Here is an 18893-nt window from a genome sequence, read left to right as displayed (position 1 = left end):
GTGCGCCTGCCGGCGCACCCTGAAGATTTTTCACTTTGAGCACTGCAAGGAACGAGAGAGCGATGACGACTTCGACCAACGGGAAATTTGACCGCACACCGCTGATTGCCGGCAACTGGAAGATGAACATGGACCATGTCCAGGGCATCACCCTCCTGCAGAAGCTGGCATGGACGCTGTCCGACGCCCGCCACGACTTTTCCCGGATAGAGGTTTCCGTCTTTCCCCCCTTCACCGACATCCGCGGCGTGCAGACACTCGTGCAGGGCGACAAGCTCAAGCTCAGCTACGGCGCCCAGGACCTCTCCGACCAGGACTCCGGCGCCTACACCGGCGACATCTCCGGCGCCTTCCTGAACAAGCTCGGCTGCACGTACGTGTTGGTGGGGCACAGCGAACGCCGCGAGATCCACGGCGAAAGCGACGAACTGCTCAATGCCAAGGTCAAGGCCGCGTTCCGCCACGAACTGACCCCCGTGCTGTGTGCCGGCGAAGGCCTGGAAGTCCGCCAGGCGGGCACCCACGTGGAGCACACGCTCGCCCAGGTGCGTGCCGCCGTCGCCGGACTCACCGCTGAACAGGCAGCGCAGCTCGTCATCGCCTACGAACCGATCTGGGCCATCGGCACCGGTGAGGTTGCCGGCCCCGCCGATGCGCAGGAACTGTGCGCAGCCATCCGCGCCGAACTGGCCGGGCTGTTCGACGCCGACACGGCCGCCAAGACCCGCCTCCTCTACGGCGGCTCCGTCAAGGCGGCCAACGTGGCGGCCATCATGGCTGAGCGCGACGTCGACGGGGTCCTGGTGGGCGGGGCCAGCCTGGACGCGGGGGAGTTTGCCAACATTGCGCGATTCGAAAACCACCTCGTCACCAACTAGGCCCCGTCTCCGGCCCGTCCAGTGTCCCGCCGGCCGCGCCGGTTCGCAAAGACCGGACCGGGGCGGATAGACTGGGTCGAAACGGTGCCCTGCACCACCCCTGAGACAAACCGCGCTGAAAGGCCACAAGTGGAAGCACTGAAAATTGCCCTGCAGATCCTGTTGGGCATCACCAGCCTGCTGCTGACCCTGCTGATCCTGCTTCACAAGGGCCGGGGCGGCGGGCTGTCGGACATGTTTGGCGGCGGCATGAGCTCCAACCTCGGGTCCTCCGGCGTGGCAGAACGAAACCTCAACCGCTTCACCGTGGTGCTGGGCATCACCTGGGGCGTCGTGATCATCGGCCTGGGCCTGGTCATGTCGTACGCCACCTAGGAACTGGGTCGTATAGGAACTGGGTCGTCTAGGAACTGGGTCGTCTAGGAACTGGGTCGTCTAGGAACTGGGTCGTCTAGGAACGGCGCCACAAACGCACAAAGGTCCCGTCCGTAAGTCTTCTTCCGGACGGGACCTTTTTGCGTGCCGGCTGACCCGGCGGTGATCAGCTGTCGCGGCGCATAAGCTGTTCGGGGACCTTCGCGGCAGCCTCCTGGTCGATGAGCCACAGGGTCTTGTTGACCCCGCGCGCACCGGACGCAGGCACCTGGACGGGGTTGGCGCCGGCCAGGCCCAGCCCGACGGCGGCCGCCTTGTCCGCGCCGGCGGCCACAATCCAAATTTCCTGGGCAGTGTTGATTGCTTCCAGCGCAAGCGACACGCGCGTGGGGGGCGGCTTGGGGGAGTTGCGCACGCCCACCACGGGCACGCCCTGGCTGCGGATGCCGGACATGTCGGGAAACAGGGAGGCAATGTGGGCGTCCGGGCCCAGGCCCAGCAGCAGCACGTCGAAGCGGGGGACGGCCGGGGCACTTTCGGACCGGTCGTCGTCGTCGTTCTCCCATTGCAGCTTCGCCGCAGCGGTGAGCTGGTCCGTGTAGTCGGCCACGGCCGCATCCAGGCTGTCCACGGCATCGGAGGCGGCCATGATGTGCACCCGGGCGGGGTCGGTGCCGATGTGGTCCAACAGTGCCTCAGCGGCCTGGTTGGCGTTGCGGTCAGGGGAGCCGGACGGCACGAACCGTTCGTCGCCAAACCAGAAGTTCACCTTGGCCCAGTCGACGGCGAGGCGGGCCGGCGACGCGGCCACCGCCTTCAGCGTGGCAATGCCTACGCTGCCGCCGGTCAGGACCACGGTGGCCTCGCCCCGTTCGCCCTGGACATCCAGGAGCCGCGTAATGAGCCGGGCCGCCGTGGTGGCGGCCAGCACGTCAAAGGAGGGGTGCAGGGTGATGCGTACATTGCGGCTCATGCAGTGACTACCTTCTCTTCCGCCAACAGCTTGCTCATGCCTTCGGTGACCACTTCGCCGAAGACCTCGTCGGGGTCAAGCCTACGCAATTCTTCGGCGAGGCAGTCCTGGAGGGTGCGGCGGGGCAGGGAAATTTGCTGGTCGGGCTGGCCGGGCTGGGTGAGCACGGCCTCGACGGAGCCGGGGCGGTGGAGTTCGACGTTGCCGCCATCGCGTTCGAGCACGACGCGCCGGATCCCGGTGCCGCGGGGGTCCTCCGTGACCGTGATCGGCACGTCCAGGGCCTGGTGAAGCCAGGCGGCCAGCAGCAGCGTGCTGGGGGAGTCGCTGGCGCCCTCGACCTGCAGCCCGGTGATGGGCCCGGCCGTGTCCAGCTGGTCCAGGACCGCGGCCAGCTGGATCCGCCAGTTCGTCAGCCGGGTCCAGGCCAGGTCGGTGTCCCCGGCGGCATAGGTGGCACCAATGTGCTCCAACGCCGCGCGCGGGTCCGCCTGGCCGGCGGAGTCGGTGATGCGGCGGTGGGCGATGCGCCCGATCGGGCTCAGGCTCGCGGACTCGGGCGCGTTGTTCGGCCACCAGGCCACGATGGGCGCGTCGGGCAGCAGCAGGGCCGAGACCACGGACTCACTTTCCGGGGCCAGCTCGCCGAAGCCGCGCAGCACGATCACCTCCGACGCGCCGGCATCCCCGCCCACCCGGATTTCCCCGTCCAGGCGGGTCGGCTCCCCGGCCGAACCGGCCGCCAGGACGATGATGCGGCACGGGTGTTCCCTGCTGGCCAGGTTCGCGGCCGCAATGGCCTCCTCCTCCTGCCCGTTTTGGGTGATGACCACCAAGGTCAGCACACGGCCCAGGGTGACCACGCCGCCCTGTTCACGCATCGTGACAATCCGCTTGGTGATCTTAGAGGTGGTGGTGTTGGGTAGGTCAACGATCACGGTCGCCGCCACGTCCTTCCGTCTCGCTTTAACAGTTCATCGGCCGAGGTCGGCCCCCAGCTCCCGGGCGCGTACGCCTCCGGCTGGATGTTTTCCGCCGCCCAGAAATCCTCAAAGGGATCCAGGATCTTCCAGGACAGCTCCACCTCCTGGTGCCGCGGAAACAGCGGCGGCTCACCCAGGAGCACGTCCAGGATCAACCGCTCATACGCCTCGGGGCTCGACTCGGTAAACGCATGCCCATAGCCAAAGTCCATGGTCACATCCCGGACCTCCATCTGCGTCCCGGGCACCTTGGAACCAAAACGGATCGTCACCCCCTCATCCGGCTGGACCCGGATCACCACCGCGTTCTGCCCAAAGTCATCCTCGGCATGGTCGGTGAACAACAGGTTCGGGGCCCGCTTGAACACCACCGCGATCTCCGTCACCCGCCGGCCCAGGCGCTTGCCCGCCCGCAGGTAAAACGGCACCCCGGACCAGCGCCGGGTGTTGATGTCCAGGCGGATCGCAGCAAACGTCTCCGTCGTGGAGTCCGAGGGGATCCCCTCCTCCTCCAGGTACCCCAGCACCTGCTCCCCGCCCTGCCACCCGCCCGCGAACTGCCCGCGGGCCGAATGCCCCGTCAAGTCCGCCGGCAGCTTCACGGCCGCCAACACCTTCTCCTTCTCCGCCCGCAGGTCCTCGGCATTGAAGGAAATCGGCTCCTCCATCGCCGTCAACGCCAACAGCTGCAACAAGTGGTTCTGGATCACGTCCCGGGCCGCGCCCACGCCGTCGTAATAACCGGCACGGCCGCCCGTGCCAATGTCCTCCGCCATGGTGATCTGCACATGGTCCACATAATTCGCATTCCACAACGGCTCAAAAAACTGGTTCGCGAAACGCAGCGCCAGGATGTTCTGCACCGTCTCCTTGCCCAGGTAATGATCAATCCGGAACACCGAATCCGCCGGGAACACCGACTCCACAATGTCATTCAACGCCCTCGCCGAAGCCAGGTTGTGCCCGAACGGCTTCTCAATGACCACCCGGCGCCAATTCTCCTCCCCGCCCTGCGCCAGCCCATGCAGCGACAACTGCCGGCACACCAGCTCAAAGGCCTTCGGCGGGATCGAAAGGTAAAACGCATGGTTGCCCTGCGTGCCCCGCTGCTCATCCAACCCCGCCAGCGTCGCCTTCAGGCGCTCAAAGGCCTCGTCGTCGTCAAAAGTGCCGCGGACGAAACGGATGCCCTCGGCCAGCTGGTTCCAGACAGCCTCGTCAAAGGGGGTGCGGCAATGCGCCTGGACGGAGGCCTTGACCTCCGCGGCAAAATCCGCACGGTCCCAGTCACGCCGGGCAAAACCCACCAACGCGAAACTCGGCGGCAACAGCCCCCGGTTCGCCAGGTCGTACACGGCCGGCATCAACTTCTTCCGGGACAGGTCACCGGTCACTCCAAAGAGCACCAGCGACGACGGACCCGCCACCCGGGACAGCCGCCGGTCGCGACCGTCCCGAAGCGGGTTTGCTTGTTGTGTTGCAGTGTTCATGGGCATGTGGGGTGGCTCGGCCTTATGCGTCGGTGCGGCGGCCGGCAAGGGCTGCCACAGCAGTTTTCAGTTGTTCAACACCGGTGGCGACGTCCGTCAGGTGCAGGCGCAGCACGGGGCGGCCGTGGTCGGCCAGGACCCCGGCGTCGCCGGCGGCCTGGGCTGCGATCAGCTGGCCAAAGGTGAACGGGCGGTCCGGAATGGCCAGGTCCTGTGCAGCAGCTGCGGTCACCTGCAGGAAGACGCCGATGGCCGGGCCGCCCTTGTGGAACTGTCCGGTGGAGTGCAGGAAGCGCGGGCCCCAGCCGAACGTGACGGGGCGGGCGGTCGCGGCCGCCAGTTCGTCGCGGATTCCGGCCAGCGGCGCGTTGGCGGGCCGGTCCAGGTAGGCCTGGACGCTGAGGTAGCCGTCGGCCGGCAGTGCCCCGGCCAGGGCGGACAACGCCCCGGCCACGGTCGAGGCACCGGCCAGCCAGCCGGCGTCGCCGTTGGCCGTGCGGACCTCAATGGCACCGTCGGTGAACAGGGCCGGCGTGGGCTGCGGCGTGGCGTCGAGCAGCCCGCGGGCAGCGGCCTTGGCGGCCTCCACGTCCGGCTGGTCGAAGGGGTTGATGCCCAGCAGGCGCCCGGCCACGGCCGTGGCGAATTCCCACACCATCATCTGCGCGCCGAGGTCACCGGCGATGGACACTTCATTGTTCCGAAGTTCGACGTCGGCATCCCCGGCCACCAGCCGGACCACCAGGACATCGGCGAGGCCTTCGGTGACCTCGGGCGAGGCCGGATCGGCCACGACGGGCAGCAGCCCGGTGCCCAGCTTGCCGGTGGATTCGGCAATGAGCTGTTCGGCCCAGTCGGCGAAGCCCATGATTCCGGAGCCTTCGTCGACGATGACCACCTTGTTGCGCAGCGGGGTGGTGCCGCCCAGGGCTGCGCCGAGGCGCAGTCCGATGTTGTCGGCGTCGTCATCGCGCAGGATCTCGGCGGCCTCCTCAGCGGAGTCAAGCAGCGCCTGCACGTCCACGCCGGCCAGTCCGGAGGGAACGAGCCCGAACGCGGTCAGGCCGGAATAGCGCCCGCCCACGTTGGGGTCCGCGTTGAAGACCTTGCGGTAGCCGGCCTCGCGGGCCGACTTGTCCAGCGGGGAGCCGGGGTCGGTGACGATGACGATGCGCTGCCTGGCGTCGATGCCCGCGGCGGTGAACTCCTGCTCGAAGATGCGCCGCTGGGAGTCCGTCTCCAGGGTGGAGCCGGACTTGGAGGAGACCACGATGGCGGTCTGTGCGAGGCGGTCCTGCACGGCGGCACGCACCTGGCCCGGCTCGGTGCTGTCCAGCACGGTGAGCTCAACGCCGGCGGTGGCCGTGATGACTTCCGGGGCCAGCGAGGAGCCGCCCATGCCGCAGAGCACGATGTGGCTGATGCCCTCGGCCGCGAAGGCGTCGCGGAGGGCATTGATCTCGGCGACGAGCGGTGCCGAGACCTCGGGGGTCTCCACCCAGCCCAGCCGTTTGGCGGACTCGGATTCGGCGTCCGGCCCCCACAGCGTGGCGTCCTTGGCGAAGATCTTGGAGGCGACCCTGTCGGCGACCAGTGATTCCAGGTGGATGGTTCCGGCCGCCTGTGCGGCGCCTGTCGCGGCGAATGCCAGGGAGGTCATGGCTAGGCCTCCTTGCCTGCGGCGTCCAGGGCGTCCTGCACGTGGTTGAGCAGGTCCTTCCAGCTGGCGACGAACTTGTCCAGGCCCTCGGTTTCAAGCAGCCCCACGACGTCGTTGTAGGAGATGCCCAGGCCTTCGAGCTGGTTGAGCAGCGCGTTGGACTCCTCGTAGGTGCCGGTGACGGTGTCGCCGGTGACCACGCCGTGGTCGAAGGTGGCGTCGAGGGTCTTCTCCGGCATGGTGTTCACCACGTCCTTGGCAACCAGGCCCGTGACGTACAGGGTGTCCGGGTAGGCCGGGTCCTTGACGCCCGTGGAGGCCCACAGGGGGCGCTGGGGGAGGGCCCCGGCGTCGGCCAGCAGTGCCCACCGCTCGGAGGAGAAGACCTCCTCGAAGGCCTGGTAGGCGAGGCGGGCATTGGCCAGGCCGGCCTTCCCCTTCAGGCCCTTGGCCTCGTCGGTGCCCAGCGCGTCCAGGCGCTTGTCGATTTCGGTGTCCACGCGGGAAACGAAGAAGGAGGCCACGGAGTGGATGTCGGCCAGCTGGTGGCCGTTGGCCTTGGCCTGCTCAAGGCCGCTGAGGAAGGCGTTCATCACGGCGCGGTAGCGCTCCAGGGAGAAGATCAGCGTGACGTTGACGCTGATGCCCTCGGCGAGGGTCGCCGTGATGGCTGCCAGACCCTCGACCGTGGCCGGGATCTTGATGTAGACGTTCTTCTTGTTGACCTTGGCGTACAGGCGCTTGGCCTCGGCGATGGTGCCTTCCGTGTCCCAGGCCTTGCGGGGATCGACTTCGATGGAGACGCGGCCGTCAACGCCGTGGGTGGCCTCGGCCACGCCGGCGAACAGGTCGCAGCCGGCCGCTACGTCCGCCGTCGTCATCTCAAAGACGGCTGCCTCGGCGTGGACGCCCTTGGCGGAGAAGTCCTTCAGCTCCGTCTTGTAGGCGTCGCTCTTGGTGATGGCGGCCTCAAAGATGCTGGGGTTGGTGGTGACGCCGACCACGTTCTTTTCCTCGATGAGCTTTTGCAGCGTGCCGGTGGTCAGGCGCGTGCGGGACAGGTCGTCGAGCCAGATGGACACTCCGGCGGCGGAGAGCTGGGCGGTAGGTGATGCGTTGGTCATGGCTTGGTGCTTCTTCCTGCAAAAAATGGATGGGTGGGAGCCGGCGCGGGGCCGGCGCTGCGGTCCCGGGATCAGGCCCCGGCGGCGGCCAGCGAGTCCTTGGCTGCGGCCGTGACGGCCCCGGCGGTGATGCCGAACTCCTGGAACAGGCGCTTGTAGTCGGCGGAGGCGCCGAAGTGCTCCAGGGAGATGGAGCGGCCGGCGTCGCCGACGAACTCGCGCCAGCCCAGGGCCAGGCCGGCCTCGACGGAGACGCGGGCCTTGACGGCTGCCGGGAGCACCGACTCGCGGTAGTCGGCCGGCTGGGCGTGGAACCACTCGACGCACGGCATCGAGATGACCCGGGCGGCAATGCCGTCGGCGGCCAGCGCCTCGCGGGCCTCCACGGCCAGCTGCACCTCCGAGCCGGTGGCGATCAGCAGCACGTCGGGCGTGGCGACGGCGCCGTCGCGCACGGCCTCGGCCAGCACGTAGCCGCCCTGGGCAACCCCGGCGGCGGAGCCGAACTCCGTGGCCGTGGCAGCGCCGTCACCGCGGGCGTAGGTGGGGATGTTCTGGCGGGTGAGCACGATGCCGGCCGGGTGGTCCGTGGTTTCCAGGATCTTCGCCCAGCCTGCGGCGACCTCGTTGGCGTCGCCGGGGCGGACCACGTCCAGGCCCGGGATGGCGCGCAGGGTGGCGAGCTGTTCCACCGGCTGGTGGGTGGGGCCGTCCTCGCCCAGGCCGATGGAGTCGTGCGTCCAGACGTAGACCGACGGGACACCCATGAGCGCGGAGAGGCGGATGGCCGGGCGCTGGTAGTCGCTGAAGATCAGGAACGTGCCGGAGAACGCCCGGGTGGGGCCGCCCAGGTGGATGCCGTTGACGATCGACGCCGCGGCATGCTCGCGGATGCCGAAGTGCAGCACGCGGCCGTAGGGGCCGCCGGACCAGGTGTCGGTCTGCTTGGACGTCGGGACAAAGGAGCCGGCACCCTCGATGGTCGTGTTGTTGGAACCGGCGAGGTCGCAGGAGCCGCCCCACAGCTCGGGGAGGACTCCGGCGACGCCGTTGATGACCTTGCCGGAGGCCACGCGGGTGGAGACGTCCTTGCCGGCCTCAAACACCGGCAGGTTCTTCTCCCAGCCTGCCGGGAGCTCCTTCTTTTCAATGCGCTCCAGCAGGGCCGCATTCTCGGGGTTGGCGGCCTTCCAGGCCTCGAAGCCGGCGCTCCATTCCTGGTGTGCTGCGGCGCCGCGGTCGGTGACCTGGCGGGCGTGGGCGAGGATGGCCGGATCGACGTCGAAGTGCTTCTCCGGATCGAAACCAAGTTCCACCTTCAGCGCGGCGACTTCGCCGCCGCCCAGGGCGGAGCCGTGGATGGCGCCGGTGTTCTGCTTCTTCGGCGAGGGGTAGCCGATGATGGAGCGCAGCAGGATGATGGACGGTTTGGTGGTCTCGGCCTTGGCGGTTTCGAGGGCGGCGTTCAGTTCCGCCACGTCCTCAACGTATTCTCCGGTTTTGGTCCAGTCGACGCGCTGGATGTGCCAGCCGTAGGACTCGTAGCGCTTGAGCACGTCTTCGGAGAAGGCGATGTTGGTGTCGTCCTCAATGGAGATGTGGTTGGAGTCGTAGATGACGACCATGTTGCCCAGTTCCTGGTGGCCGGCCAGCGAGGAGGCCTCGCTGGTGACGCCTTCCTGGAGGTCGCCGTCGGAGGCGATGACCCACACCGTGTGGTCGAACGGGCTGGTGCCGGGGGCGGCGTCGGGGTCCATGAGCCCGCGCATCCGGCGCTGGGAGTAGGCGAAGCCGACGGCGGAGGCCAGGCCCTGGCCGAGCGGGCCGGTGGTGATTTCCACACCCTTGGTGTGCTTGTACTCGGGGTGGCCCGGGGTCAGGGAGCCCCAGGTGCGCAGTGCTTCCAGGTCCTTTAGTTCCAGGCCGTAGCCGGAGAGGAAGAGCTGGATGTACAGGGTCAGGGAGGTGTGGCCGGGGGAGAGGATGAAGCGGTCGCGGCCGATCCAGTCGGGGTCCTTCGGGTCGTGGCGCATGGCCTTCTGGAACAGGAGGTAGGCGGCCGGGGCCAGGGACATGGCGGTTCCGGGGTGCCCGTTGCCCACTTTCTCAACGGCGTCCGCGGCCAGGACGCGGACGGTGTCCACTGCCTTCGCATCTGCTTCGGTCCACGTAAATGTTGCTGGTTCAGGATGTGACACTGACAGTTCCCTCTCGTTGGGTGCGTGCATGAAACAAGTGCCGGGCACACGGATGGCCTGCGGGGGTGAACTCGTCCGCCATCGGGTACTGCGCACTGTCCAGCGTTGAAACGTTGATCTGTCTTCAGCTTAGTGCCACGGGTGCCGCCATGGGCCAAACCAGGGAGGCCCCCGGAATTCACAAAGCCGGTGGCGGCAGGGCATTTGATCTAATTTCCGTCAAATTCCCGTAAAGACTTGACTTATGCGCGTTCATGCCTTTTCACGTGCGGCCAGCTATGATATTTAGAGGCTTGGCCCGGCATGGCCCTGTTGTCCGGCTGGTGCGGTGCACCGGCTGCGCGGCGTGCGGGCCATGGAGAATGAATGAGAACGACCGACTAGAACATGGTGACATTACACGTGAGTGCAACACATGCCCCGATCGCTGGAACTTCACCGGAAGCACCCCGTGCACGGTTGGGATTTTCGGCCAAAGCCAAGGGGTACCTGGCCCTGACCAAGCCGCGGGTGGTGGAACTGCTGTTGGTCACCACGCTCCCCACGATGTTCTTCGCCCAAGGCTATTCCGGCCGGGGCGGTCTTCCCGGCGTGTGGCTCATGGTGGCCACCATGGTGGGCGGCGCGTTGGCCGCCGGCGCATCGGGGGCCTTCAATTGTTACATTGACCGCGACATCGACAAGGTGATGCACCGCACGTCAAAGCGGCCGCTGGTCACCGGCGTCATCACCCCGCGTGAGGCACTTGTCTTTTCCTGGATCCTGACCGTCCTGGCCGTGGGCCTGCTGTGGAGCATCAACCCGCTGACGGGCGTCCTGGGCATCGGCGCCATCTTCCTGTACGTGGTGGTCTACTCGCTGGTCCTCAAGCGCCGCACCACGCAGAACATCGTCTGGGGCGGGGCGGCCGGCTGCATGCCGGTGCTCATCGCCTGGTCCGCCGTCACGGACACCGTCCAGTGGCCGGCCGTGATCCTGTTCATGATCATCTTCCTCTGGACGCCGCCGCACTACTGGCCGCTGTCCATGCGCTACAGCGACGACTACAACGCCGTCAACGTCCCCATGCTGGGCGCCGTGGCCGGTTCCCGCACCGTGGCCGTGCAGGTGGTCCTTTACACGTGGGCGATGGTGGCCTGCTCGCTGCTCATGGTGCCCCTGGGCGGTGCCGGGATCGTGTACACCGTGGTGACCGTGGCCGCGGGCGCCTGGTTCCTCGTTGAGGCCCACACGCTGTACAACAATTCCAAGAAGGACCTGGTCACGAAGAAGAACGCCATGAAGGTCTTCCACGCCTCGATCACCTACCTGACGCTGGTGTTCCTGTCCCTGGCCGTGGACCCCTTCGTGGGCCGGGCCCTGATGGGCTAGCCTCTCCTGCGAGGCACGTGAGGCACGGTCCTTGTTGATCGACGGCGGCACCCACCCCATGCGGACGGGTGCCGTTTCGCTGTAGTGGGCTCCCGAGGACGCAGGCGGCGGCTCCCAGGACGCAGCAGGCCCCGCACCTTTGGTGCGGGGCCTGCTGCGTTATTCAACGGCTGGTGCCGTTACGCGGACCGGACGGGATCCTTGCCGCGGCGCAGTGCCAGGTCCACGATGTTGGTGCCGGTGGCCAGCAGCAGGGAGGCCCCCACCATGTGCAGCCCGACCAGGAAGATGGGCACGCCGGTGAAGTACTGCCAGTAGCCGATGGCGCCCTGGTAGACCACGCTGACGATGAGCAGGATGGCCGCGTTGCGCAAGATGTCACCGCGTCCGCGGCGCCACAGCAGCACCATGAGCAACACCGAAACCGCCACGAGGACGTACACCGGCAGCACGTGGATGCGGGTGACGAGGTAGCCGTCGAGGTTGGTGCGCGGGGATGTGGCGTCCCCGGAATGGGGGCCGGTGCCGGTCACCAGGGTGCCGAGGATGACGGCCAGGTAGGTGCACACGGCTGCAACAACGCTGAGCTGGCGGATGGTCTTCCGCGGACGCAGTGCCGCGGCCGGCGCAGTCCGGCCCGCACGGCCATAGGCACGGTTGACCAGCAGCATGGTGAACACCACCAGGGCCGCCGAGACCAGGAAGTGCAGGCTCACCACGTAGGGGTTGAGCCCGGACAGCACGGTGATCCCGCCAATGACCGCCTGGACAGGGATGCTGGCCAGCAGCGAGAAGGTCAGCCAGAACAGGTCCTTGCGTTCCTTGCGAAGGTTCCACAGCACCACGAGCAGGGCCAGTGCCACGGCGGCCAGCGCAAACGTCAGCGTGCGGTTGGTGAACTCAATGACGCCGTGGATGCCCATCGCCGGGGTGTTGGTGAGCGATCCGGGCGTGCAGTTCGGCCACGTGGGGCAGCCCAGGCCGGAACCGGTCAGGCGCACCACCCCGCCGGAGACGATCAGCACGCCCTGGCCGATCAGCAGGCCCACGGAGAGGCGCCGGATCGCGGGTGTGACTGTCGTGGGCAGCTTGCGCGCCACGGACTTGATCGTGTTGTTTTGACTCACTTCATTCACAACTTTCAGTTCCACTTGAACCATTTGATTGCCGCGATGGAACCGGCAACGGCCCAGGCCAGCAGGATGACAATTGAAAAAACATCAATACGGCCCTGCAGCAGCGCGGCCCGCATCAGGGTGCCCAGGGCTCCGGACGGCAGCCATGCCACGATCCCGGCCATCGTGGCGGAGAACTTTGCCGCCGGCAGCACAATGCCGCCCAGGGCGGCCAGCAGGATCCAGCCCAGGTTCGTGATCGCCAGGGTGGCTTCGGGGCGGACGGTGCCGGCGATCAGCAGGCCCAGGGCCGTAAACGTGGCGGCCCCGAGGATCAGCAGGGGAATGCCGAGTGCGACGCCGGCCGCCGAGGGCCGCCAGCCCATGAACGCGGCCACCGTGGAGATGATGGCCACCTGGATGGCGAGGGCCACCAGGACGGCAATGACCTTGCCGGCGATGAGGCCGGCCTTGCCGAGCGGGGTGGTGGAGAGGAAGCGGAGCACGCCGTAGCGCCGGTCGAAGCCGGTGGCGATGCCCTGTCCGGTGAAGGCCGTGGAGAGGGCGCACAGGGCCAGGATGCCGGGGGTGGCGATGTTGATCCGGGAATCACCCATGCCGTTGAGGATGGGGGTCACGGCCAGGGCAACCAGGCCCAGCAGCGGCATGACGATCATCAGGACCAGCTGCTCGCCGTTGCGCAGCATGGCGGCGGCCTCGTACCGGCCCTGGTTCAGCACGCGGCGGGGGAGCGATGCCGGGAGCCCCGCGGGGGCGTCGTGGAACAGGGTGCTCATCGGATCTCCGTCTTGAGTGCGTGCGGCTTCACGGTTGCAGGTTCCCGCGACGCGGCAATGGCCAGGAACACATCCTCCAGCGACTGTGACGCCAGGTGGACCGAGGTTGGCATGACGCCCAGCCGTGCACACCATTGGCCAAAGCGGGCCAGGTCGGCCGGTTCCAGCGCGCCGGCCAGCCGGTAGCTGCCCGGCCGGGTCTCCTCGCAGTGCACATGTTCGTGGGCCAGCGCCGAGGTGTCCAGCCCGGGTCCCGCTTCGAAGGTCATGGTGCGCTGCGATTGCGACGCCGTCGACTGGCTCAGCAGTTCCGGCACGGTGCCCTCGGTGACGGATTCGCCGTGGTTGACAATGTAGACGTAGTCGGCCAGCCGCTGGGCGTCATCGAGCAGGTGGGTTGTGAGCACGATGGCCTTGCCGGCGTCGCGCAGTTCCCGGATGAGCTCAAAGACCATCAGCCGGGACTGCGGATCCAGGCCGGCGCTGGGCTCATCCAGGAACAGGACCTCGGGGTTGCCCAGCAGGCTTGCGGCCAGGGCCACCCGCTGCTTTTGGCCGCCGGAGAGCCTGCGGATGGTGGTGGCGGAAAATTCGGCAATCCCCAGCCTGTCCACGAGCGCATCCACGCTCAGCGGATTGCTGTACAGCCTGGCCACGTGGCGCAGCAGCGCCACGGGGCGAGCCGCCGGTGGCAGGCCGCCGTCCTGGAGCATCACCCCCACCCGGGCGCGCAGCGCGGCACCGGCATTTTCCGGGTCCTGGCCCAGCAGGGAGATGGTGCCGGCGGTGCGGTTCTGCAGGCCCTGCGCACACTCGATGGTGGTGGTCTTGCCGGCACCGTTGGCACCAAGCAGCGCAGTTACCTCGCCAAAGCGGGCCTGCAGGCTAATATTGGAAATGATCCTCTTCATCCGCCCGTCCAGGGCGGGGATGGGACCAACGTCCTTGACCAGCCCGGTGATGACCAGGGCGGCGTCGGGAGCGGAGTTGGGAGTCAGCGTCACGGGCCTATTCTACGTGATGTAGTACCCCATCCGTGAAGGTGCGACGGCGATGCATCCGACAGGGGTGCGCGTATAGGGTCGCCTTACTGGCATGCGGCCGACAATTACGACATAATAGTGTTGTTTATTGTTCTGTTCCCAATTGAGGTGGCGGAGGTGCCGGGAATGACGGAAGTCCAAGCGGGGCAGGTCCCCGTCCTTGATCCGGACGAGCGTACGCGCGACCGTGTGCTGACGGCCGTGCTCGAACACGGCCCCGTAAGCGCAGCCCAGATGGGGAAACTGCTGGGCCTGACACCGGCGGCCGTCCGCCGCCACCTGGACACCTTGTCCCGGCACGGCGTCATTGAGGTCAAGCTCATCAGCAACGCCAAGAGCGGCGCCGGGCGCCCGGCCCGCCGTTACGTTGTCTCCCGCCAGGGGCAGACGAAAATTGGTGACGACTACCTGGAGATTGCGCGGCTGGCCCTGAAGGAACTGGCGGCCACGCGCGGGGGCCAGGGCGTCATGGAATTTGCCGAACGGCGCTTCGCCCACATGGAATCCAGCTACCAGCCGCTCGTGGACGCAGCCGGGCCCGACGTCGCGGCACGCTCCAAGGCGCTGGCCCGGGCCCTGACCGCCGACCGCTTTGTGGCCACCTCCGACTCGCTGAACCCGCACTCCGCCATGGCTGCTGAACAGCTGTGCCAGGGACACTGCCCCATCCAGGAACTGGCCACCACCTTCCCCGAGTTTTGCGACGCCGAGACTGAAGTTTTTTCCCGGCTCCTGGGTGTCGACGTGAGGCGGCTGTCCACCATGGCCAGCGGCGGCCACGTATGCACCACCCACGTACCAACGGGCCGCGCAGTGGTCCGCAAGCGCGTCAGCGCGCCTGCGGGCAGCGTGCGGACGAACGGAAATATTTCCAACCATCAGCAAGAAAGGCCGTGATGACGGATCAATTGGCGCAGGAAGTACGCGCGAATGACGTGGTGGAGGACTCCACCAACCACGATATCCTCCAACGAAACCCGGAGCTGGAGGGGCTGGGCTCCTACGCTTTTGGCTGGTCAGACAAAAACGCAGCCAGCGACAACGCCCGCCGCGGCTTGAGCGAAGAGGTCGTCCGCGACATCTCAGCCAAGAAGAACGAGCCCCAGTGGATGCTGGACATGCGCCTGAAGGGCCTGAAGTACTTTGACCGCAAGCCCATGCCCACGTGGGGTGCGGACCTGTCCGGCATCGACTTCGACAACATCAAGTACTTCGTCCGCTCCACGGAGAAGCAGGCCCAGACCTGGGAGGACCTGCCCGAGGACATCCGCACCACGTACGAGCGCATCGGCATCCCGGAGGCCGAGCGCAGCCGCCTCGTCGGCGGCGTCACGGCCCAGTACGAATCCGAGGTGGTCTACCACCAGATCCGCGAGGACCTCGAAGCCCAGGGCGTCATCTTCACCGACACCGATACCGGCCTGCGCGACTACCCGGAAATCTTCCAGGAGTACTTCGGCACCATGATCCCGGTGGGCGACAACAAGTTCGCCTCGCTGAACACGGCCGTCTGGTCCGGCGGATCCTTCGTCTACGTCCCCCCGGGCGTGCACGTGGAAATCCCGCTGCAGGCGTACTTCCGCATCAACACCGAGAACATGGGCCAGTTTGAGCGCACGCTGATCATCGCCGACGAGGGCAGCTACGTCCACTACATCGAAGGCTGCACCGCCCCGATCTACACCTCGGACTCGCTGCACTCGGCCGTCGTTGAGATTGTGGTGAAGAAGAACGCCCGCGTCCGCTACACCACCATCCAGAACTGGTCCAACAACGTGTACAACCTGGTCACCAAGCGGGCCATCGCCCACGAGGGCGCCACCATGGAATGGGTCGACGGCAACATCGGCTCCAAGGTCACCATGAAGTACCCCGCCGTGTACCTGGTGGGCGAACACGCCAAGGGCGAGACCCTCTCGGTCGCGTTTGCCGGCGAGGGCCAGCACCAGGACACCGGGTCGAAGATGGTCCACATTGCGCCGAACACGCAGTCCTCCATCATCTCCAAGTCGGTGGCCCGCGGCGGCGGCCGCTCCGCCTACCGCGGGCTCGTCCAGATCCGCGAGGGCGCCAACCACTCCGCCAACACGGTGCGCTGTGACGCCCTGCTGGTGGACAACATCTCCCGCTCGGACACCTACCCGTACGTGGATGTGCGCGAGGACGACGTCTCCATGGGCCACGAGGCCACGGTCTCCAAGGTCAGCGAAGAACAGCTGTTCTACCTGCAGTCCCGCGGCATGCCCGAGGACGAGGCCATGGCCATGATTGTGCGCGGCTTCATCGAGCCGATCGCCAAGGAACTGCCCATGGAATACGCACTGGAACTGAACCGCCTGATCGAACTGCAGATGGAAGGGGCCGTCGGCTAAATGACCGAGCTCACCGAAGAAAAAACAATCGACGCCGCCGACGGCAAGGTCTGGTCACAGGGCTTCATCAAGGGCATGACGGAGGAAGGCGAGCAGCTTTCGGACCTCAACCCCGAAAGCGGCCCGCTGGGCGGCAGCGCCGTCAAGGCGCACAGCCACGGCGACAGCCACGGTGGCGGCGTCGGCGTCCCCGACAGCTCCCGCGCAGGCCGCCTGACCTCCTACAAGCTGGCTGACTTCCCGCTGATCACCGGACGGGAAGAAGACTGGCGGTTCACCCCGCTCAAGCGCCTGCGCGGCCTGGACCGCGTCGGTGTCAAGGGCCAGCAGCTTGACGGCCCGGCACCCGCCGTGGAAGTCACCAAGCCCGACGCCGTCACGGTGGAGACCGTAGGGCGCGGCGACGCGCGCATCGGCCGCGCCGGCATCCCCGAGGACCGCGTGGCAGCCGCCGCATGGGAAAACTTCGCAGAAGCCACCGTGGTGACCCTGCCTGCCGAATACCAGGGCACGGCCGAGGACGTCACCACGCTGACCCTCACGGGCGGCGGCACCACCCCGGCCGCGTCCCACATCCTGGTGCACGCGAAGCAGTTCGCCACCGGCGTGGTGGTCCTGGACCACCGCGGCACGGCCGTGCTCAGCGAAAACGTCGAAATCCTGGTGGAGGACGGCGCCAACCTGACCGTCGTCAGCATCCAGGACTGGGACGACGACGCCGTCCACGCCAGCGCCCAGCACATCCAGGTGGGCCGTGACGCCAAGGTCAAGCACGTTGTCATCAACCTGGGCGGCAACCTGCTGCGCACCACCCCGTCGGCCCGCTACGCGGGCACCGGTGCCGAGGTGGAGATGTACGGGCTGTACTTCGCCGACGCCGGCCAGCACCTGGAACAGCGCCTGTTCGTGGACCACTCCACCAACAACTGCAAGTCCCGCGTCACGTACAAGGGCGCCCTTCAGGGCGACGGTGCCCATGCCGTGTGGATTGGCGACGTGCTGATCCGCAAGGCCGCCGAAGGCACCGACACCTACGAGATGAACCGCAACCTGATCCTGACCCAGGGTGCCCGGGCCGACTCGGTGCCGAACCTGGAAATCGAGACCGGCATGATCGAGGGTGCCGGCCATGCCAGCGCCACCGGCCGTTTTGACGACGAGCAGCTGTTCTACCTGCAGGCGCGCGGCATCCCGGAGGATGTTGCCCGGCGCCTGGTGGTGCGCGGCTTCCTCAACGAAGTCATCCAGCACATCAAGGTTCCCGCCCTGGAAGAGCGCATGCGCGAAGCCGTGGAACGTGAGTTGGCGGCAGGCACACTGTAATGACCGAACCGTCCACCACAACGCCCACCGGCGTTGTTGTCTGCCAGGACAGCGACGTCGAGGTGAAGTCCGCCCTGCTCGTGGAGATTGACGATTACCCCATCGCCATCGTCCGCGACTCCTACGGGGAACTGCACGCCATCGGCGACACCTGCTCACACGCGGAAATCTCGCTCAGCGAGGGCGATGTGGAGGACTGCACCATCGAATGCTGGGCACACGGCAGCTCGTTCGACCTCAAGACAGGCCAGCCGCTGACCCTTCCCGCCTTCGAACCGGTGCCCGTCTTTGCCCTGTCAGTCCACGGCAGCGACGTCTACGTGGACGTCACCAACATCATCAACGGCGTCAGCACGCAGTAGCGTCCGGCCCACCAGCACACCACCAAACTTTTTTACGAGAAACGAGAGAGCATGTCGACTCTGGAAATCAAGGACCTGCACGTCAGCATCACCACCGAGCAGGGCGTCAAGAACATCCTCAAGGGTGTCAGCCTGACCATCAAGACCGGTGAAACCCACGCCATCATGGGCCCCAACGGCTCGGGCAAGTCCACCCTGGCTTCCACCATCGCAGGGCACCCCCGCTACACCGTGGACAGCGGATCCATCACGCTTGACGGCGAAGACGTCCTGGCGATGACCGTCGACCAGCGCGCCCGCGCCGGCCTGTTCCTGGCCATGCAGTACCCCGTCGAAATCCCCGGCGTCACCATGACCAACTTCCTGCGCACCGCCAAGACGGCAATCGACGGCGAGGCCCCCAAGCTGCGCACGTGGACAAAGGACGTCAAGGAAGCCATGGCCCAGCTGCGCATCGAACCCGAATTCGCCCAGCGCAACGTCAACGAAGGCTTCTCCGGCGGCGAAAAGAAGCGCCACGAGATCCTCCAGCTCGAACTGCTCAAGCCCAAGTTCGCCATCCTGGACGAGACGGACTCCGGCCTGGACGTTGATGCGCTGAAGGTGGTCTCCGAGGGCGTCAACCGCGCCATCGCCGAGGGCGGGCTGGGCACCATGCTCATTACTCACTACACCCGCATCCTGCGGTACATCAAGCCCGACTTTGTGCACGTCTTTGTCGACGGAAACATTGCCGAGCAGGGCGGCCCCGAGCTGGCCGACCGCCTCGAGGACGAAGGCTACGACCGGTACCTGGCCGATGCCCAGGCCACGGCCTAGCCGCCGCCCC

At 66.9% G+C, this 18893-nt stretch carries 17 protein-coding genes; 8 read left to right on the top strand and 9 right to left on the bottom strand.

Going from position 1 to position 18893, the window contains the following annotated elements; all coding sequences use genetic code 11:
• The first annotated feature begins 62 nt into the window (after positions 1 to 62).
• Together tpiA and secG are read left to right on the top strand one after the other, a co-directional pair.
• The gene (tpiA, locus tag MMF96_RS11620) at positions 63 to 878 is read left to right on the top strand and encodes a triose-phosphate isomerase (RefSeq protein ID WP_256883628.1); all 816 of its coding nucleotides are present in this window, start codon (positions 63 to 65) and stop codon (positions 876 to 878) included.
• 129 nt (positions 879 to 1007) lie between these two features.
• Positions 1008 to 1253, top strand: coding sequence for a preprotein translocase subunit SecG (gene secG, locus MMF96_RS11615; RefSeq protein WP_176617180.1), 246 nt, complete (start codon positions 1008 to 1010; stop codon positions 1251 to 1253).
• 166 nt (positions 1254 to 1419) lie between these two features.
• Here secG and pgl read toward each other — a convergent pair whose 3' ends face one another.
• The 6 genes from pgl to tkt all read right to left on the bottom strand — a co-directional run bounded on the left by pgl (position 1420) and on the right by tkt (position 9711).
• On the bottom strand, positions 1420 to 2226 hold the full coding sequence (gene pgl, locus MMF96_RS11610) for a 6-phosphogluconolactonase (RefSeq protein WP_256883627.1): 807 nt from the start codon (positions 2224 to 2226) through the stop codon (positions 1420 to 1422).
• Complete coding sequence (locus MMF96_RS11605) at positions 2223 to 3164, bottom strand: glucose-6-phosphate dehydrogenase assembly protein OpcA (RefSeq protein ID WP_176617178.1); 942 nt, start codon at positions 3162 to 3164, stop codon at positions 2223 to 2225. The genes pgl and MMF96_RS11605 overlap by 4 nt, the downstream gene beginning before the upstream one ends.
• Positions 3161 to 4699, bottom strand: coding sequence for a glucose-6-phosphate dehydrogenase (gene zwf, locus MMF96_RS11600; RefSeq protein WP_256883626.1), 1539 nt, complete (start codon positions 4697 to 4699; stop codon positions 3161 to 3163). The genes MMF96_RS11605 and zwf overlap by 4 nt, the downstream gene beginning before the upstream one ends.
• A gap of 22 nt (positions 4700 to 4721) precedes the next feature.
• Positions 4722 to 6359, bottom strand: a complete 1638-nt coding sequence (locus MMF96_RS11595; protein ID WP_256883625.1) for a glucose-6-phosphate isomerase — start codon at positions 6357 to 6359, stop codon at positions 4722 to 4724.
• Positions 6360 to 6361: 2 nt separating this feature from the next.
• Complete coding sequence (tal, locus tag MMF96_RS11590) at positions 6362 to 7483, bottom strand: transaldolase (protein WP_256883624.1); 1122 nt, start codon at positions 7481 to 7483, stop codon at positions 6362 to 6364.
• Positions 7484 to 7554: 71 nt separating this feature from the next.
• On the bottom strand, positions 7555 to 9711 hold the full coding sequence (gene tkt, locus MMF96_RS11585; RefSeq protein WP_375141429.1) for a transketolase: 2157 nt from the start codon (positions 9709 to 9711) through the stop codon (positions 7555 to 7557).
• 360 nt (positions 9712 to 10071) lie between these two features.
• Between tkt and MMF96_RS11580 the strand changes: the two genes are divergently transcribed.
• A complete protein-coding gene (locus MMF96_RS11580) occupies positions 10072 to 11052 on the top strand; it encodes a heme o synthase (protein ID WP_371130983.1) in 981 nt (326 codons plus the stop codon).
• Between the two features lie 179 nt (positions 11053 to 11231).
• Here the strand turns inward: MMF96_RS11580 and MMF96_RS11575 are convergent, their stop codons facing one another.
• Genes MMF96_RS11575 through MMF96_RS11565 form a run of 3 tightly spaced genes read right to left on the bottom strand, consistent with a single transcriptional unit; the run spans position 11232 to position 13968 of the window.
• Entirely contained in the window at positions 11232 to 12188 is a 957-nt protein-coding gene (locus MMF96_RS11575) for a COX15/CtaA family protein (protein ID WP_256883621.1), read from the bottom strand.
• Between the two features lie 5 nt (positions 12189 to 12193).
• A complete protein-coding gene (locus MMF96_RS11570; protein WP_176617171.1) occupies positions 12194 to 12964 on the bottom strand; it encodes an ABC transporter permease in 771 nt (256 codons plus the stop codon).
• Positions 12961 to 13968: an ABC transporter ATP-binding protein gene (locus MMF96_RS11565; protein WP_371130978.1), complete on the bottom strand. Its 1008-nt coding sequence runs from the start codon at positions 13966 to 13968 to the stop codon at positions 12961 to 12963. The genes MMF96_RS11570 and MMF96_RS11565 overlap by 4 nt, the downstream gene beginning before the upstream one ends.
• A gap of 165 nt (positions 13969 to 14133) precedes the next feature.
• On the opposite strand from MMF96_RS11565, the gene MMF96_RS11560 reads away from it, so the two are divergent.
• The 5 genes from MMF96_RS11560 to sufC are packed head-to-tail and all read left to right on the top strand — an operon-like array spanning position 14134 to position 18883.
• Positions 14134 to 14904: a metalloregulator ArsR/SmtB family transcription factor gene (locus MMF96_RS11560; protein WP_256883620.1), complete on the top strand. Its 771-nt coding sequence runs from the start codon at positions 14134 to 14136 to the stop codon at positions 14902 to 14904.
• Positions 14904 to 16379, top strand: coding sequence for a Fe-S cluster assembly protein SufB (gene sufB, locus MMF96_RS11555; protein ID WP_176617169.1), 1476 nt, complete (start codon positions 14904 to 14906; stop codon positions 16377 to 16379). Before MMF96_RS11560 ends, sufB begins: the two co-directional genes overlap by 1 nt.
• Complete coding sequence (gene sufD, locus MMF96_RS11550) at positions 16380 to 17702, top strand: Fe-S cluster assembly protein SufD (protein ID WP_256883619.1); 1323 nt, start codon at positions 16380 to 16382, stop codon at positions 17700 to 17702.
• Positions 17702 to 18064 carry a non-heme iron oxygenase ferredoxin subunit gene (locus MMF96_RS11545; RefSeq protein ID WP_176617167.1) on the top strand — a complete coding sequence of 121 codons (363 nt, stop codon included), beginning with the start codon at positions 17702 to 17704 and terminating at the stop codon, positions 18062 to 18064. The genes sufD and MMF96_RS11545 overlap by 1 nt, the downstream gene beginning before the upstream one ends.
• A 51-nt stretch (positions 18065 to 18115) precedes the next feature.
• Positions 18116 to 18883 (top strand): Fe-S cluster assembly ATPase SufC, encoded by a 768-nt coding sequence (gene sufC, locus MMF96_RS11540; protein WP_176617166.1) that lies wholly within the window; start codon positions 18116 to 18118, stop codon positions 18881 to 18883.
• The last annotated feature ends 10 nt before the right edge of the window (positions 18884 to 18893 follow it).

Origin of the sequence: Arthrobacter sp. STN4 (assembly GCF_024539665.1) — a bacterium.
Taxonomy (GTDB): Bacteria; Actinomycetota; Actinomycetes; order Actinomycetales; family Micrococcaceae; genus Specibacter.
The sequence above is the reverse complement of the archived record's forward strand: the minus strand, read 5'-3'. Positions and strand labels throughout refer to the sequence as shown.

Bases quoted from the DNA above. Each gene is read 5' to 3' on its own strand.
- sufC (WP_176617166.1), top strand. From the start codon at position 18,116: ATGTCGACTCTGGAAATCAAGGACCTGCACGTCAGCATCACCACCGAG.
- MMF96_RS11595 (WP_256883625.1), bottom strand. From the start codon at position 6,359: ATGACCTCCCTGGCATTCGCCGCGACAGGCGCCGCACAGGCGGCCGGA.
- pgl (WP_256883627.1), bottom strand. From the start codon at position 2,226: ATGAGCCGCAATGTACGCATCACCCTGCACCCCTCCTTTGACGTGCTG.
- sufB (WP_176617169.1), top strand. From the start codon at position 14,904: ATGACGGATCAATTGGCGCAGGAAGTACGCGCGAATGACGTGGTGGAG.
- zwf (WP_256883626.1), bottom strand. From the start codon at position 4,699: ATGAACACTGCAACACAACAAGCAAACCCGCTTCGGGACGGTCGCGAC.
- MMF96_RS11545 (WP_176617167.1), top strand. From the start codon at position 17,702: ATGACCGAACCGTCCACCACAACGCCCACCGGCGTTGTTGTCTGCCAG.
- tkt (WP_375141429.1), bottom strand. From the start codon at position 9,711: ATGCACGCACCCAACGAGAGGGAACTGTCAGTGTCACATCCTGAACCA.
- MMF96_RS11570 (WP_176617171.1), bottom strand. From the start codon at position 12,964: ATGAGCACCCTGTTCCACGACGCCCCCGCGGGGCTCCCGGCATCGCTC.
- tpiA (WP_256883628.1), top strand. From the start codon at position 63: ATGACGACTTCGACCAACGGGAAATTTGACCGCACACCGCTGATTGCC.
- MMF96_RS11560 (WP_256883620.1), top strand. From the start codon at position 14,134: ATGACGGAAGTCCAAGCGGGGCAGGTCCCCGTCCTTGATCCGGACGAG.
- tal (WP_256883624.1), bottom strand. From the start codon at position 7,483: ATGACCAACGCATCACCTACCGCCCAGCTCTCCGCCGCCGGAGTGTCC.
- sufD (WP_256883619.1), top strand. From the start codon at position 16,380: ATGACCGAGCTCACCGAAGAAAAAACAATCGACGCCGCCGACGGCAAG.